This window comes from Halorubrum sp. LN27 (genome assembly GCF_016635065.1).
In the GTDB taxonomy this organism is placed as follows: Archaea; Halobacteriota; Halobacteria; order Halobacteriales; family Haloferacaceae; genus Halorubrum; species Halorubrum salipaludis.
The window spans coordinates 1,990,508-2,004,248 of record NZ_JAEPET010000001.1 but is presented as its reverse complement, the minus strand read 5'-3'; the positions used below and the strand labels follow the sequence as shown (position 1 = coordinate 2,004,248).

Genomic DNA, 13,741 nt, shown 5'->3' with positions numbered 1-13,741 from the left:
CGCCGGCCGGAGCGACGGTAATGACCGACTCGGACGCGACCGCGGAGGGCGGCCCGGAGGGGCTCGCCGAGGGCGACGCCCCGGCGCTGCCGGCCGACCTCGACGCGGTCTGCGAGGCGCTCGTCGACTGGTACGAGGCCGACCACCGCGAGTTCCCGTGGCGGCGCACCGAGGACCCCTACGAGATCCTCGTCAGCGAGGTGATGAGCCAGCAGACCCAGCTCGATCGGGTCGTCCCCGCGTGGGAGGACTTCCTCGAGGAGTGGCCGACGACCGCGGCCCTGGCGGCGACCGACCGCGGCGACGTGGTCGCGTTCTGGTCGGACCACTCGCTCGGCTACAACAACCGCGCGAAGTACCTCCACGAGGCGGCCGGACAGGTCGAGGGCGAGTACGACGGGACGTTTCCGGAGACCCCCGAAGAGCTCCAGGAGCTGATGGGCGTCGGCCCCTACACCGCCAACGCGGTAGCGTCGTTCGCGTTCAATAACGGCGACGCCGTCGTCGACACCAACGTGAAGCGGGTGCTCCATCGCGCGTTCGGGGTGCCGGACGACGACGACGCGTTCGCGCGGGTCGCCTCGCGCGTGATGCCCGACGGCGAGTCCCGCGTCTGGAACAACGCGATCATGGAGCTCGGCGGCGTCGCCTGCGGGACGACCCCGCGTTGCGACGAGGCCGGCTGCCCGTGGCGCGGGTGGTGTCACGCCTACGAGACCGGCGATTTCACCGCGCCCGACGTGCCCGAACAGCCGAGCTTCGAGGGGAGCCGCCGACAGTTCCGCGGGCGGGTCGTCCGGACGCTCGGCGAGTACGACGAACTGGCGCTCGACGACCTCGGTCCCCGCGTTCGCGTCGACTACGCGCCCGACGGCGAGCACGGGCGGGAGTGGCTGCGCGGGCTGATCGACGACCTCGCGGACGACGGGCTCGTGGCGGTGGAGGAGCCCGCGGCGGGGGACGACTCCGGTGAAACCGTCGTCTCCCTCCGGCGGTGAGTCCCGGAGCCTGGGAACGCGGCGGTGAACCGTCATTCGTTTATCAGGGGAGCCGGAATAGCCGACCATGAGCGAGACCGTCGACGCCGACCTCTACACGCGGACGAAGGCCTTACTGGAGCCGGGCGACATCGAACTCGCGGGCTGTATCGTCCACACGACGCTCGGCGGCCAGGAGGACCTGGAGATGCACGAGCTCACGGTCGCGATCAACGAGGTCATCGCCGACCACGCCGGCAAGGGCGAGGCGTACATCGAGGCCGGCAACGACGACACGGACTTCTCGTCGAACCAGTTCCAAGGGCGCACCCTCGACGACGAGGAGTTCGTCTGGGAGTGCCAGCAGCTCCTCCGCGACGGCACCTTCGATCTCGTGTTCTACTACGAGGCGAACGTCGACCAGGGGGCGCTCGCGGCCGACCTCGCCGAGCTTGACGACGTTGATCGCGTGACGCAGGTCCCCTGACGCGGCGGATTTTCCGAGTCCGTGAGCGACACCGTCCTGATCCCCGGCGGCCGCGACGTGCGCGCCACCCTCGACACCGCCGCGAGCGACGGCTCTCAGTCGGAGACGGTCGTCGTCGCCTGCCCCCCGCACCCGCAGCAGCGCGGCCACCGCGGCGACGAGCGGCTGCGGGCGGTGAGCGACGCCCTGACCGACCGGGGGATCGACTGCCTCCGGTTCGACTACGGCGACTGGGACGAGGGGTACGGCGAGAGCACCGACGCCGACAACGCGGTGGGGTGGGCCGCGGAGCGCTACGAGCGCGTCGGCCTGTTCGGCTTCTCGTTCGGCGGAACGATCGCGCTCGTCACGGCCGCGTCCCGCCCCGGCCTCGCCGGGGTCTGCGCGCTCGCGCCGACCGCGCGGCTGAACCCCGACGCCGACGCGGTCGCGGCCCTCGACGACCTCGTCGAGCTCGGCGTGGCGACGGGGATCCTGTACGCGACCCGCGACTCGACGGCCGACTGGGAGCCCGTCGTGGCGAGGGCGGAGGAGCTCGGGATCGAGACGCGGGCGTTCGAGTCCGACCACTTCTTCGTGGGGCGGGCGGGAGAAGTGGGAGAGGCGGTGGCGGCGTTTCTCGGACCGCGGCTGTGGGACGGGTTATAAGTGGTCCGGCGGTTCCGGTGAACTCCCCGGCGGATGGCTGTCCGTGTTGTCCTCGGTACGGGCAGAGTGACGACCGATTACGGGAGTGAGTCTCGCAAATCGGTGGGGACGATACGGTATTTAAATAGCTGTGAGCGACAGGGACAATCGCTTATAAAGGACGCCGCGGTGGCGTGCGCCTCCGAGCGGGCCGAAGGTCCGCGAGGAGACCGCACGAGGGAGTCGGCGGCGACCAACGGGAGCCGCCGACGAGGCTGGGGAGGCGTGAGGCTGCGGTTGCTGTGCGGGGTGGGGGCTCAAAGGGGCAGGCGTGAGGCGCCCAGAGACGATGTAAGCACCGCAGGAACGAGTGGAACGAGTGACGAGGAGCGCAGCGAGTGTCTGGGCGCCTCACGCCTGGGGCTTTGGAGGTCCTCGCCGCCGATCTCCAGTTAACCATATATAAGTGATCGGCTGGGGCTTTACAGGTCTTCACCGCAGAGCCGTCGACCACGTATAAACAGCCGACAGCAACACCAAAATCAGACTTATAAACAACCGAACAGCCAATTTGCGAGACTCACTCCCGCAATCGATCAAAACGTCGTTCCGCGACCGGGTGTTTCGGACGAGATCTCGACGACAGCGTTTACGACAGAACCGATCAGTTGTACCCTCGCCACCGGTGCCCGCACTCTTTGCACTTGAAGAATCGCGTCGGGGGCTCGTCGGCGGCGCCGGTTTGTTTGATCGTGTACCACGCCTCGCCGTGGCCGCACTCGTCGCAGACGATGTCGTCGGCGGTCGGCTTCCCCTCGAAGTTCGCGCCCTCCTCCGTCTCGATCACCTCGTCGCCGGTCTGCTCGGTCGTCGACTCGAACTCCGCGGCGAGCCCCTCGTCGCGCTCGGCGGTGCCGCCGCAGTCGTCGTTCTGACACACCATCTCCCCGTCGCGAGAGACCATCATCGAGCCGCAGTCGTCACAGAACTGCATATACGTGGCCGGTAGGGCGTCGAGCCGTTTAGCTCCCGTGACTGCGGGCGGCGGGGGTGCGCGCTGGCCGCGCGCCGCGAGTGCCCCCGGTTCCGCCTCCGGAACGCCCTTGCGTTCGCCCCGATCAGTGGTGGGTGAACATGAACCACCGAACGCTCGGGAACGTCGGCGCGGTCAGCGAGGTCGGCTACGGCTCGTGGCAGATCGGGAGCGACTGGGGCGACGTGAGCGAGGCCGAGGCCGTCGAAGCCGTCGAGACCGCCCGCAACGCCGGGATCGACTTCTTCGACACCGCGGACGTGTACGGCGACGGGCGCTCCGAGCAGATCCTCGGCGACGTGCTCGAAGACGACATCGCGAGCGGCGACGTGACGGTGGCGACGAAGGCCGGCCGCCGGCTCGACCCCCACGTCGCCGACGGCTACGACGAGGCGAACCTCCGCCGGTTCGTGAACCGGTCGCGGGAGAACCTCGGAATGGAGACGCTGGACCTGGTCCAGCTCCACTGCCCGCCGACGGACGTCTACTACCGACCGGAGACGTTCGACGCGCTCGACGACCTCGCCGACGAGGGGAAGATCGCGAACTACGGCGTCAGCGTCGAGCGCGTCGAGGAGGGGCTCAAGGCGATCGCGTACCCCGGCGTCGAGACGGTCCAGATCATCTTCAACCCCTTCCGCCAGCGCCCCGCCGAGCTGTTCTTAGAGGAGGCCGCCGCGCGCGACGTGGGCGTGATCTGCCGGGTGCCGCTCGCCTCCGGCCTGCTCACCGGGGCGCTCTCGCGGGACGCCGAGTTCCCCGAGGACGACCACCGCAACTACAACCGCGAGGGCGACGCCTTCGACGTGGGCGAGACGTTCGCCGGCGTCCCCTTCGAGACCGGCCTCGACGCGGTCGACGCGCTGGAAGATCGGATCCCCGACGACCGGGCCTTACCGGAGTTCGCGCTGCGCTGGATCCTCGACCACGACGCCGTCTCGACGGTCATTCCGGGCTCGACGACGCCGGCGCACATCGAGTCGAACGCGGCCGCGAGCGAGGCCGCCCCGCTGTCCGACGCCGAGCGCGAGGCCGCGAACGCGGTGTACGACGAGTACGTCCGCGAACACGTGCACCACCGCTGGTAGCCGGCTCGACCGGTTCGACTCGACCGCCGAGAGAACGAGGCGCTTTTCTCCCGAGCCGGGTCACGTCGAGGTGACTCGTGAACGACGGATCCGGAGCCGGCGGCGACGCGGCGGGCGATTCCGCCAGCGGCGCCGATACCGCAAGCGACGCCGACACCACGAGCGACGCCGACGACGCCGTTCCCGACGACGAGCGCGAGGCGCTCGTGACGATCGCGGGCGGGGCGGTGATCACCGCCGGCGGCGTCTCCGGCCAGCGCGCGCTCACGGCCGCGACGGAGTTCGTCCTCGCGAGGGGGCTCGGCCCGGCCGCCTACGGCGTGTACGCGCTGGCGTGGCGGATCGCGCAGTTACTCTCTCGGCTCGTCACGTTCGGGAGCGTCCCGGCGCTCCAGCGGTACCTCCCGGAGTACGCGGACGACTCCGACCGGCAGGGGGTCGTCGCCGGGCTCGCGTACGCCACGACGCTCGGGTTCGGCGCCGCCATCGCCGCCGGGATCTGGCTCGCCGCGCCGCGGATCGACGCGCTCACCGTCGAGGACCCCGCGTTCCCGGCGACGATGCGCGCGTTCGGGTTCCTCGTCGGGCTGCTCGGCGTCGTGATGGTCGCGTCGGCGATCTTCCGCGCGGTCGGCTCCGCCCGCGGCGAGATCGCCTTCAACAAGCTCCTGCGCCCGGGCGTCCGGCTCGTCGGCGCGGTCGCGGCGCTCGGACTGGGGTACTCCGTCGTCGGCGTCGCCGGCGGCATCGTCGTCGCCACCGCGCTGCTCGCGGCGGTCGCCGCGCCCCTCTCGGCGCGGGTGACCGGAGTCGTCCCGTCGCTTCGGGGGGTACGCGGTGAGGCGCGGCGGTTCTACGACCACGCGGCGCCGGTCGCGATGAGCAGCCTCGGGAAGGTGTTCCAGAACCGCGTCGACGTGCTGCTCGTCGGGGCGCTGCTGACCGCGACCGCGGCGGGGGTGTACAACGTCGTCCTCGTGTTGATCGCGATCGCGTGGATCCCGCTGCTCTCGTTCAACCAGCTGCTGCCGCCGGTCGCCTCCGAGCTGTACGCGGACGACCGGACCGAGACGCTCAACGCGGTGTACGGCTCCGTAACCCGCCAGATCGTCACGAGCGTGATCCCGATCTTGGCCGTGCTCGTCGTGTACGGCCGGGAGCTGCTCGGGCTGTTCGGGGAGCCCTACGTCGCCGGGTACGTCCCCCTCGTCGTCTACCTCGGCGGGGTGTTCGTCGGCAGCGCGGTTGGCGCGACCGGCTGGCTCCTGATGATGACCGACCACCAGTACGCCCGGATGGCGCTCGACTGGCTGCTCGCCGTCCTCAACGTCGCCCTGACGTACGCGTTCGTGGTCCGGTACGGGCTCGTCGGCGCCGCGCTCGGCACCTCGCTGGCGATCGCGGTCCAGAACGGGATCCAGGTCGTCCTGCTGCGTCGCTTCGAGGGACTGTGGCCGTTCGACCGGACCTACCTCACCCCGCTCGCGGCCGGCGGCGTGACCCTCCTCGCGATGCGGGCGATCCGGGCGGTCGTTCCCGGTCGGGCCGCGATCGTCGTCGGGGCCGCCGGCGGGCTCGCGGTCTACGCGGGCGCGCTCCGCGCCCTCGGCGTCGACCCCCGCGACCGGCTCGTGGCCCGGGAGCTGGCGAGGCGGTACCGCGCGGCGCTCGCGGAGCGGCTCGGTCGGTAGGTCACACACCGCCGGTCCGGCTCGCAACGGCGACACTTTATCAGGACCGACGCGTAGTGGAGGTATGGAAACGATCGACCGCGGGTCCGCGGGCTCGGCCCGCGTCGCGATCGTCGGCGGGATCCACGGCGACGAACCCGCCGGCGAGCGGATCGTCAGGCGGCTCGCCGACGAGCTCGACGCGGAGGGAGAAGGCTCCGGCGACGGGCTCGTCCGCCTGATCGTCGCCAACGAGCCGGCGCTGGCGGCGGGGACCCGGTACACGGACGCCGATCTGAATCGCGCGTTCCCGGGCGACGCCGACAGCGACGAGTACGAGCGGGCGCTCGCGCCGCGGCTCGCGGCCGAACTGGACGGGATGGACGCGGTGCTGGCGCTCCACACCTCACACAGCGCGCCCCCGCCCTTCGCGATCCACAGCGGCCTCACGCCGTCAGTCCGCCGGACCGTGACGGCGATGCCCGTCGACTACGTCGTCGACGCGAGCGGGCTCCGCGGGACGACGCTGGACTCGACGATCCCGCACACCGTCTCGATCGAGGTCGGCCGACAGGGCAGCGAGGAAGCCGTCGAATTCGGCTACGAGGCGTGCCTGGCGTTCCTCCGGGCCCACGGCGCGATCGACGACGAGCCGCCGACGTTCACGGAGACGACGGTCGTCGCGGGCGACGAGGAGGTGCCGAAGGGGGGCGGCGAGCCGACGGTCCACTTCGCCAACTTCGAGGAGATACCCGTCGGGGAGGTGTTCGCCGAGGACGACGTGTACACCCACCGCGTCGAGGAGTCGGGCGTGGTCCCGATACTTGCGAGCGAGCACGGATACGAGGAGATATTCGGGATCTACGGGCGCGTGACGGGGACGCTGGAGCCGCCGGGCGCTGTGGACGACGCGGCGGGAAGCAAGACATCCGAAGAAGCGGACGCAACAGTCGGAGAAACGGACGGAACGGTCGAAGAAGCGGAGACGGAGTAGCCCGCGTTCACTTCGCGGTCGGCGTCACGTCGCCGACCGCGTCCATCACCTGCATCGCGGCGCTGGCGGCCAGCCCACGCGCGACCTCGTCGGTGTCGGCGTCGGCGATGCCGGCCTCGAGCTCGTCGGGGTCGGGCGTGAATCCGGCCGAGACGGGGTGACCGGCGGGCGGGTTGACGGCGACAGTTGCCTGCGGCCCGTTCGCGCCGACCGACAGCTCGGAGCCGACGGCGTAGCTGTCCGGGAGATACGATTCGGTTCGGGAGACGATTCCGGCGACCGCGCGCCGGAGCCGCCGTTTCTGGTCCGGAGAGAGGTCGACGGCCGCGGGCTCGCCCGCGTTCGTCACACCCGGTGCCCCGGCGTACGGGTTGTTGCCGTTCATCGAAGACACGCTGGATACGCGGAGCCGACTCAAAAAGGCGTCGGCGGGAGCGATCCGACGGGGGGTTCGATCGGAGCTTACAGGATCGGCTCGGACTCGCCGTACGCCGCGATGACGACCGCGGTCGTGAAGCGGTCGGGCTCCGCGGCCGCCGTCTCGACGCGGAGCTCGCGGTCCGGCAGGTCCCAGTCGCGGAGGTCGCCGCCCGCGTCGAGCCCCGCCTCGATCCGCTCGCGCACGTCGTCCGGGTCCTCGCCGGTCACCTCGTAGAAGAGCCCGGGGCCCGGACCGGTGGCCCAGCCGAGCCCGGCCGCCACGTCGGGGTGGCGGCGCGGCGCGCGCTTCGACTCTGCGTCTTCCGCGCCGGCGCGGCCGCCCTCGCGGAAGTCGACCGCGTCCCCCGGGCCGACCGTCCGCCGCGCCTCGACGACCGTGAGCCGGTTGCCGGCGGGGCCGAGGTCGGGGGCCTCGTCGACCGACTCGACGGTCGCCTCGGCGGGGACGACCGAGGAGACGGCGACGAGGTTGTAGTTGTGGAGGTTCGCGTCCGCGAGCGCGGCGTCGTAGGAGGCCATCGCCGTGTCGGCGACGCCGACGCCGCCGGCGACGTGGATGGTGTTCATCGACGGGAGGTCGGCGACCCGGGAGGTAAGGGGTTACGAAGCAGTCGTCGTCGACGACGATATTTATAAAGAACGATACGGTCGGCGCGTGCCTGCGAGCGGTCGCCCTCGGCGACCGTGAGCAGCACGCGCGAGGGACGCCGCGAGCGCAGCGAGCGGCGAGGCTGGGGAGGCGTGAGGCTGCGGTCGCGGTGCGGGTGGGACTCAAAGGGGCAGGCGCGAGGAGGGCGCAGGCGATGTAAGCACCGCAACGAGGGAGCGGTAGCGACCGAGTGAGGAGCGCAGCGAGCGTGCGCCCTCCTCGCACCTGGGGCTTTGGAAGTCTTCACCGTCGATCCGCAGTCAACAGTTTATACCCGAGCAGCTGGGCCTTTGCAGGCCTTCGTCATCGAGAACTCACCGCCAGAAACCCTACAGAACCCGAAACCGATCGCCGATCGAAACGCCTAGTACTGGTAGTTGATGACCTGCTCTTCGGTCTGCTCGGCGTCCTGCAGCTTCTCGCGGGCCGCCTCGAAGTCCGCCTGCGTCACTTCGGTGCGGCCGTCGCGGATCGCGAACATCCCGGCCTCCGTGGCCAGCGAGGCGATGTCGGCGCCGCTGTACCCGTCGAGCTCGCGGGCGACCGCGCCCACGTCGGTCCCCTCGGCGACGTTCATGTCGCGGGTGTGGATCTCCAGGATGCGCTCGCGGCCCTCGGGGCCGGGCTCGGGCACCTCGATGAGGCGGTCGAAGCGGCCCGGACGGAGGATGGCCTCGTCGAGCATGTCGAAGCGGTTGGTGGCGGCCATGATCCGGACCTCGCCGCGGTCGTCGAAGCCGTCCATCTCGGAGAGCAGCTGCATCATCGTGCGCTGGACCTCGGCGTCGCCCGAGGTCTTCGAGTCCGTCCGCTTGGCGGCGACCGCGTCGATCTCGTCGATGAAGATGACGGCGGGCTCGCGCTCGGCGGCGAGCTCGAACAGGTCCCGGACGAGCCGGGCGCCCTCGCCGATGAACTTCCGGACGAGCTCGGAGCCGGCCATCTTGATGAAGGTGGCGTCCGACTCGTTGGCGACCGCCTTCGCGAGCATCGTCTTCCCGGTGCCCGGCGGGCCGTGGAGGAGGACGCCGCTCGGGGGCTCGACGCCGACCTTCTCGAACTGCTCGGGGTCCTCGAGCGGGTCCTCGACGGCCTCGCGGACCTCGCGGATCTGGTCGTCGATGCCGCCGATGTCGTCGTAGGTCACGTCCGGCGACTCGGTGACCTCCATCGCCTGCGCCCGCGAGTCGGTCTCGTCGTCGAGCACCTGCTGGACCGCGAAGGAGTCGTTGATCGCGACGCGGTCGCCCGGACGGAGGTCGGACTCCAGCGTCGTTGACGCCTGCGTCAGCACCTCCTGGTTGTTACCGTGCTGCTTGATGACGACGCCGTCCTCCGTGATCTCCTCGACGGAGGCGATGTACAGCGAGGAGGTCTTCAGCACCTCGTTCTCGCGTTTCAGCTCGTCGACGTCCGCCTTCAGCTCGCCTCGCCGGTCCTGCGCGTCGTCGAGGCGGTCCTCGAGCTCGTCGTTGACCTGCAGTATCCGCCGGTAATGCTGGCGGATCGCCTCGAGCCGTTCCGTCTCGCTCATCTCCGGATCGAGCTCCAGACGGGGACGGTCGGGCAGTGAGGGGCTATGAGACATTGGTTGTCCCCGGTTACGAAGCGCGCGTAAATGTGCCTTTGGGTCACGGCGGTCTCCCGGTCCTATCGGAACCCCGGTTCTCACCGGGCGATCGGAACCGATCTCGGCGGCCGAATGCGAACGGCTCGCCGGCTGAGCGTCAAAATATCGCTCCTGATATCTATGGGTCAACGTTTTAACCGGTCACTCGAGTAGCTCGCGTCATGAGCGCACGAACAGCGGTCGGCCGCGCCGGCTCGGAGCCCTCGGCGGACGACCAGCAGACCGCCGTCCTCCGATCATGAGCGGCGGCGAGACGAGACCCACGGTCCTCGCGGTGGACGACGAGCCCGACCTCGCCGAGCTGTACCGCGTGTACCTCGACGCGGCCTACGAGGTGCGGATCGCCACCGGCGGCGAGGAGGCCCTCTCGATGATGGACGACTCGGTCGACGTGGTCCTCTTGGACCGGCGGATGCCCGACATGTCGGGTCACGAGGTGTTAGAGGCGATCCGCGGGGATGGGTACGACGCGCGGATCGCGATGCTGACCGCAGTCGAGCCCGACGTGGACATCGTCGAGATGCCGTTCGACGACTACAAGACGAAGCCCGTCACGAAGGAGGACCTGCTCTCGCTCGTGGAGGTGCTGCTCCACCGCGCGGAGTTCGACGAGCACAGCCAGGAGTTCTTCGCGCTGGCGTCGAAGAAGGCCGCGCTGGAGGCCGCCGGCGAGACGGGAACCGACGAGTACGAGGACCTTCTCGACCAGATGGAGGCGGTCCGAGACCGCGTCGACGACACCCTCGATCACCTCTCCGCCCGCGACGCGTTCGTCGAGGTCCCCGGCAACGTCCCGTAGTCGCTGTTCCGGCAACGTCCCGTAGTCCCCGCCCCGGAAACACCCTGATTCCGGTTTTCTACTCGATCTCCAGCTCGCCGCTCTCGTCGCCCCCCTCGCTCTCCTCGTCCCACTCCAGCTCGAACTCGACGCTGAGCTCGCCCGGCCCGTCGGCCGGTCCCTCGCGCTCGGCTTTCACCTCGAACGCCGGTCGCGCCGGCGGGTCCATCGTCAGCGACTCCTGACCCTGCTTCAGCGTGATCGCGTTGCCGGACTCCAGCGAGTCCGCGACGGTCCGGAGGTACGCGGCGATCTCGGCGCGGGTCCGACGGCTCTCCGACTCGAAGAGGACTTCCTCGGGCATGCGTGGGAGTAGGCGCCGTCGCGACATAAACACGACGCGGGTCTCGACCGACACCGCCCCCGACCGACACCGCCCCCGACCGTTTTGTAGGGTCCCGCCGAAGGCGAAACCGTGCCTGTCCCCGACTGGCTCCGGACCGCGTTCGCCGTCGTCGTGTACTGGACGGCGATCGCGGTCGGCGGATCCGTGCTGCTCGCCGACCCCACGAGCCCGCTCGCCGCGGTCCCGGTCCTCGGCGGCGGTGCGGTCGCCGCACACGCCGCGCGGACCGATCGCCTCGTCGAGCTGGGCTACGCCGTCGGCACGATGTGGCTCGCCGTCCTCGCCCTCTCGGTCGGGGCCGGCGTCGTCGACTTCGCGGCCGCCCCCGACGGCGAGATCGCGCCGCCCGCCGGCCTCCCGGGCGTCGCCGCCGCGGGGACCGTCGGGCTGTTCGCGGTGCTCGTCGGCGCGTACGCCGCGTTCGCCCGCCGGAGCGCGAGGCGCGACGCGTCCGAGGACGACTGAACGACCCGAACAACGACCGGTCGGCCCGAACGACGACCGCCCTCAGAACCCGTCCTCGAACACGAACGTCCCAGTTGCACCTTTTTCCCGGCCTCGCTCCGCTCGGCCGGCAAAAATCTGCACCAAAAAACCGCGCGTCCGAGGACGACTGAACGACCCGAACAACGACCGGTCGGCCCGAACGACGACCGCCCTCAGAACCCGTCCTCGAACACGAACGTCCCGTTCCGCTGGACGACCTCGCCGTCGACCTCGATGACGGAGTCCTCGCTCATGTCGACGATCATGTCGACGTGCTCCGCGGACTCGTTGACCTCGTTGCCCTCGCCCACCGTCTCCGGGTACGCGGAGCCGACCGCCATGTGGACCGTGTCGCCCATCTTCTCGTCGAACAGCATGTTGTAGGTGAACCGGTCGATCTGGCGGTTCATCCCGATGCCGAGCTCGCCGAGCCGGCGGGAGCCCTCGTCGGTGTCGAGGATGCCGGAGAGCAGGTCCTCGTTGCGCTCGGCCGAGTGCGAGACGACCTCGCCGTCCTCGAAGCGCAGGCGGACCCCGTCGATCTCGCGGCCGTAGCGGTACAGCGGGAGATCGAAGTGGACCTCGCCGTCGACGCCGTCGCGGGCGGGCGCGGTGAACACCTCGCCGCCGGGGAGGTTCGCCTCGCCGTAGTCGTTGAGCGTGGAGTTCCCGGACACGTCGAGCGTGAGGTCGGTCTCGTCGCCGGACTTGATCCGGACCTCGTCGGCGTCATCGAGGATCTCGACCATCTCGGCCTGGAACTCGCGCTGTTCGTCCCAGTCGAGCGAGACCGCGTCCCAGACGAAGTTCTCGTACGCCTCGGTGCTCATCCCGGCGAGCTGGGCGTGGCTCGCGGTCGGGTACTGCGTGAGACACCACGTCTTCGAGAGCCGCGTCCGCTTGACCTCCTCCATCGCGCGGTTGTAGGCGGCGTTGGTCTCCGGATCGATGTCCGCGTCCTCGGTGGCGTTCGCGCCGCCGCGGGCGATGATGAACACGTCGGCTTCCTCGTAGAGGGCGCGCCGGTGGCTCGGCTCGGAAAAGTCGTCGGCGGAGCGCTTGAAGGCGCGCTGGGCGCGCTTCGAGTAGTTGAGGTAGACGGGGTTGGCGCCGCGGTCCCCGCACACCTCGTGGAGGGCGACCGCGAGGTCCTCGGCCTCCTTCGGCAGCTGGATGACCACGTCGTCGCCCGACTGCATATCGGTCGAGTGGTCGGCGATGATCTCGGCGTGTTCGCGAACGCGTGCGTCCATACACGGCGTTTCGCGGCCGGGGAATTACGGCTTTTCCTTCGCAACGCGTTTGCCGTCGGCACCCCTACTCGCGCCCATGTCCCGGCTCGCGTTCCGCGCGGCCGCGGCCCTCGTCGGCGTCGCGCTGCTCGCGGCCTACCTGACCGCGGCGCTGTTCGTCGCCGACGCGCTGCGGTTCCTCTGGGCCGTCCGCCCCGACCTCCCGGTCCTCCTCGCGCTGGTCGCCGCCGTCGCGGTCGGCTCGGCGTACCTCAGCTACCGGATCGGGACCGCGCAGGTCCTCGCGAGCCTCGAGGGAGACCGCGTGCCCAGGGAGCGCGCGCCCGACCTCCACCGGCGGGTCGACGCGCTCGCGGCGCGGATGGACCTCAATCGGCCGACGCTGTACGTCACCGACGCCCGGACCCCGAACGCGTTCGCGGTCGGCGGCTCGGGGCGGTCCGGGGGCGGGAACGCCGGCGGCCTGGTGGTCGACCGATCGCTGTTCCGGCTGCTCACGGCCCGCGAGCTGGAGGCGATCGTCGCCCACGAGCTGGCGCACCTGGAGGGCAACGACGGGTTCGCGGTCGCGATGGCCGACGGGGTCGGGCGGACCGTCGTGGGGATCGCCACGGTGCTCGCGCTGCCGGCGCTGCTGGCGCTGTCCGGACTCGCGACCGCCTCGGCGTGGATCCGCGGGCGACCGGGCGACCGGTCGGGCCCCTTCGCGCGGCTCCACCGCGCGCTGGCGGAGGCGCTGTTCGCCGGGTTCGTGCTCACGACGCTCCTCACGCGCTCCCGCTCGCGCAGGCAGGAGTTCGCGGCCGACGACCGCGCCGCCGAGGTGACCGGCGACCCGATCGCGCTCGCGCGGGCCCTCCGGCGGATCGAGCGCGCGACCGATCCGACGTGGCCGTTCGCGCCCCGCTCCACGCACGGGCGGACCGAGGACTCGGCCGAGCGCTGGCTGTCGACCCACCCGTCGACCGACGAGCGCGTCGAGCGCCTGCGGCGCCGGGCCGAATCGCAGGGGCCGACGCGACGGATCCCCGCTGGGCCGTCAGGGCGAACCACCGGACGCGGGCGGTCGCCCCGGTGAGAGCGAGGGGGTCGACCCATCGATCTGAATGTCGTGCGGTGGCGCGTGCCTGCGAGGCCGCCCTGCGGCCGAGCAGCACGCGCGAGGGAGTCAGTCGCCGGAGCGAAGCGACGGCGACTGACGAGGCTGGGGAGGCGTGAGGTG

Annotated in this window: 15 protein-coding genes; 9 read left to right on the top strand and 6 right to left on the bottom strand. The window is 70.7% G+C overall.

Going from position 1 to position 13,741, the window contains the following annotated elements; genetic code table 11:
* Positions 1-20: 20 nt before the first annotated feature.
* The 3 genes from JIN95_RS09745 (at position 21) to JIN95_RS09735 (ending at position 2,112) form a co-directional block, all read left to right on the top strand.
* Entirely contained in the window at positions 21-998 is a 978-nt protein-coding gene (locus tag JIN95_RS09745) for an A/G-specific adenine glycosylase (protein ID WP_200531319.1), read from the top strand.
* A 67-nt stretch (positions 999-1,065) separates the two neighbouring features.
* Positions 1,066-1,464, top strand: coding sequence for a DUF5778 family protein (locus tag JIN95_RS09740; RefSeq protein ID WP_200531318.1), 399 nt, complete (start codon positions 1,066-1,068; stop codon positions 1,462-1,464).
* Between the two features lie 21 nt (positions 1,465-1,485).
* The gene (locus JIN95_RS09735) at positions 1,486-2,112 is read left to right on the top strand and encodes a CocE/NonD family hydrolase (RefSeq protein WP_200531317.1); all 627 of its coding nucleotides are present in this window, start codon (positions 1,486-1,488) and stop codon (positions 2,110-2,112) included.
* Positions 2,113-2,755: 643 nt separating this feature from the next.
* Here JIN95_RS09735 and JIN95_RS09730 read toward each other — a convergent pair.
* Positions 2,756-3,085, bottom strand: coding sequence for a transcription factor S (locus JIN95_RS09730; protein ID WP_200531316.1), 330 nt, complete (start codon positions 3,083-3,085; stop codon positions 2,756-2,758).
* Positions 3,086-3,225: 140 nt separating this feature from the next.
* Between JIN95_RS09730 and JIN95_RS09725 the strand changes: the two genes are divergently transcribed.
* From JIN95_RS09725 to JIN95_RS09715, 3 genes are all read left to right on the top strand, one after another.
* Entirely contained in the window at positions 3,226-4,212 is a 987-nt protein-coding gene (locus JIN95_RS09725) for an aldo/keto reductase (RefSeq protein ID WP_200531315.1), read from the top strand.
* 77 nt (positions 4,213-4,289) lie between these two features.
* Positions 4,290-5,903, top strand: coding sequence for a lipopolysaccharide biosynthesis protein (locus JIN95_RS09720; protein WP_200531314.1), 1,614 nt, complete (start codon positions 4,290-4,292; stop codon positions 5,901-5,903).
* Between the two features lie 64 nt (positions 5,904-5,967).
* Positions 5,968-6,876 (top strand): succinylglutamate desuccinylase/aspartoacylase family protein, encoded by a 909-nt coding sequence (locus JIN95_RS09715; protein WP_200531313.1) that lies wholly within the window; start codon positions 5,968-5,970, stop codon positions 6,874-6,876.
* Between the two features lie 7 nt (positions 6,877-6,883).
* Here the strand turns inward: JIN95_RS09715 and JIN95_RS09710 are convergent, their stop codons facing one another.
* The 3 genes from JIN95_RS09710 to JIN95_RS09700 all read right to left on the bottom strand — a co-directional run bounded on the left by JIN95_RS09710 (position 6,884) and on the right by JIN95_RS09700 (position 9,554).
* Positions 6,884-7,261, bottom strand: coding sequence for a DUF5811 family protein (locus tag JIN95_RS09710; protein ID WP_095637418.1), 378 nt, complete (start codon positions 7,259-7,261; stop codon positions 6,884-6,886).
* 77 nt (positions 7,262-7,338) lie between these two features.
* On the bottom strand, positions 7,339-7,884 hold the full coding sequence (locus tag JIN95_RS09705) for a pyruvoyl-dependent arginine decarboxylase (protein WP_095637419.1): 546 nt from the start codon (positions 7,882-7,884) through the stop codon (positions 7,339-7,341).
* 446 nt (positions 7,885-8,330) lie between these two features.
* A complete protein-coding gene (locus tag JIN95_RS09700; RefSeq protein ID WP_095637420.1) occupies positions 8,331-9,554 on the bottom strand; it encodes a proteasome-activating nucleotidase in 1,224 nt (407 codons plus the stop codon).
* A gap of 280 nt (positions 9,555-9,834) precedes the next feature.
* Between JIN95_RS09700 and JIN95_RS09695 the strand changes: the two genes are divergently transcribed.
* The gene (locus JIN95_RS09695) at positions 9,835-10,395 is read left to right on the top strand and encodes a response regulator (protein WP_095637421.1); all 561 of its coding nucleotides are present in this window, start codon (positions 9,835-9,837) and stop codon (positions 10,393-10,395) included.
* A gap of 58 nt (positions 10,396-10,453) precedes the next feature.
* On the opposite strand, the gene JIN95_RS09690 is transcribed toward JIN95_RS09695, so the two are convergent.
* Positions 10,454-10,738 (bottom strand): amphi-Trp domain-containing protein, encoded by a 285-nt coding sequence (locus JIN95_RS09690; protein WP_095637422.1) that lies wholly within the window; start codon positions 10,736-10,738, stop codon positions 10,454-10,456.
* A gap of 111 nt (positions 10,739-10,849) precedes the next feature.
* On the opposite strand from JIN95_RS09690, the gene JIN95_RS09685 reads away from it, so the two are divergent.
* Complete coding sequence (locus JIN95_RS09685; RefSeq protein WP_200531312.1) at positions 10,850-11,245, top strand: hypothetical protein; 396 nt, start codon at positions 10,850-10,852, stop codon at positions 11,243-11,245.
* Positions 11,246-11,439: 194 nt separating this feature from the next.
* On the opposite strand, the gene JIN95_RS09680 is transcribed toward JIN95_RS09685, so the two are convergent.
* Positions 11,440-12,519: an aminopeptidase gene (locus JIN95_RS09680; RefSeq protein WP_200531311.1), complete on the bottom strand. Its 1,080-nt coding sequence runs from the start codon at positions 12,517-12,519 to the stop codon at positions 11,440-11,442.
* Between the two features lie 76 nt (positions 12,520-12,595).
* Here JIN95_RS09680 and JIN95_RS09675 point away from each other — a divergent pair, with 76 nt between their 5' ends.
* Positions 12,596-13,597: a M48 family metalloprotease gene (locus JIN95_RS09675; protein WP_200531310.1), complete on the top strand. Its 1,002-nt coding sequence runs from the start codon at positions 12,596-12,598 to the stop codon at positions 13,595-13,597.
* Positions 13,598-13,741: the final 144 nt, after the last annotated feature.

Bases quoted from the DNA above. Each gene is read 5' to 3' on its own strand.
- JIN95_RS09695 (WP_095637421.1), top strand. From the start codon at position 9,835: ATGAGCGGCGGCGAGACGAGACCCACGGTCCTCGCGGTGGACGACGAG.
- JIN95_RS09675 (WP_200531310.1), top strand. From the start codon at position 12,596: ATGTCCCGGCTCGCGTTCCGCGCGGCCGCGGCCCTCGTCGGCGTCGCG.
- JIN95_RS09705 (WP_095637419.1), bottom strand. From the start codon at position 7,884: ATGAACACCATCCACGTCGCCGGCGGCGTCGGCGTCGCCGACACGGCG.
- JIN95_RS09700 (WP_095637420.1), bottom strand. From the start codon at position 9,554: ATGTCTCATAGCCCCTCACTGCCCGACCGTCCCCGTCTGGAGCTCGAT.
- JIN95_RS09730 (WP_200531316.1), bottom strand. From the start codon at position 3,085: ATGCAGTTCTGTGACGACTGCGGCTCGATGATGGTCTCTCGCGACGGG.
- JIN95_RS09725 (WP_200531315.1), top strand. From the start codon at position 3,226: ATGAACCACCGAACGCTCGGGAACGTCGGCGCGGTCAGCGAGGTCGGC.
- JIN95_RS09740 (WP_200531318.1), top strand. From the start codon at position 1,066: ATGAGCGAGACCGTCGACGCCGACCTCTACACGCGGACGAAGGCCTTA.
- JIN95_RS09690 (WP_095637422.1), bottom strand. From the start codon at position 10,738: ATGCCCGAGGAAGTCCTCTTCGAGTCGGAGAGCCGTCGGACCCGCGCC.
- JIN95_RS09680 (WP_200531311.1), bottom strand. From the start codon at position 12,519: ATGGACGCACGCGTTCGCGAACACGCCGAGATCATCGCCGACCACTCG.
- JIN95_RS09715 (WP_200531313.1), top strand. From the start codon at position 5,968: ATGGAAACGATCGACCGCGGGTCCGCGGGCTCGGCCCGCGTCGCGATC.
- JIN95_RS09745 (WP_200531319.1), top strand. From the start codon at position 21: ATGACCGACTCGGACGCGACCGCGGAGGGCGGCCCGGAGGGGCTCGCC.
- JIN95_RS09710 (WP_095637418.1), bottom strand. From the start codon at position 7,261: ATGAACGGCAACAACCCGTACGCCGGGGCACCGGGTGTGACGAACGCG.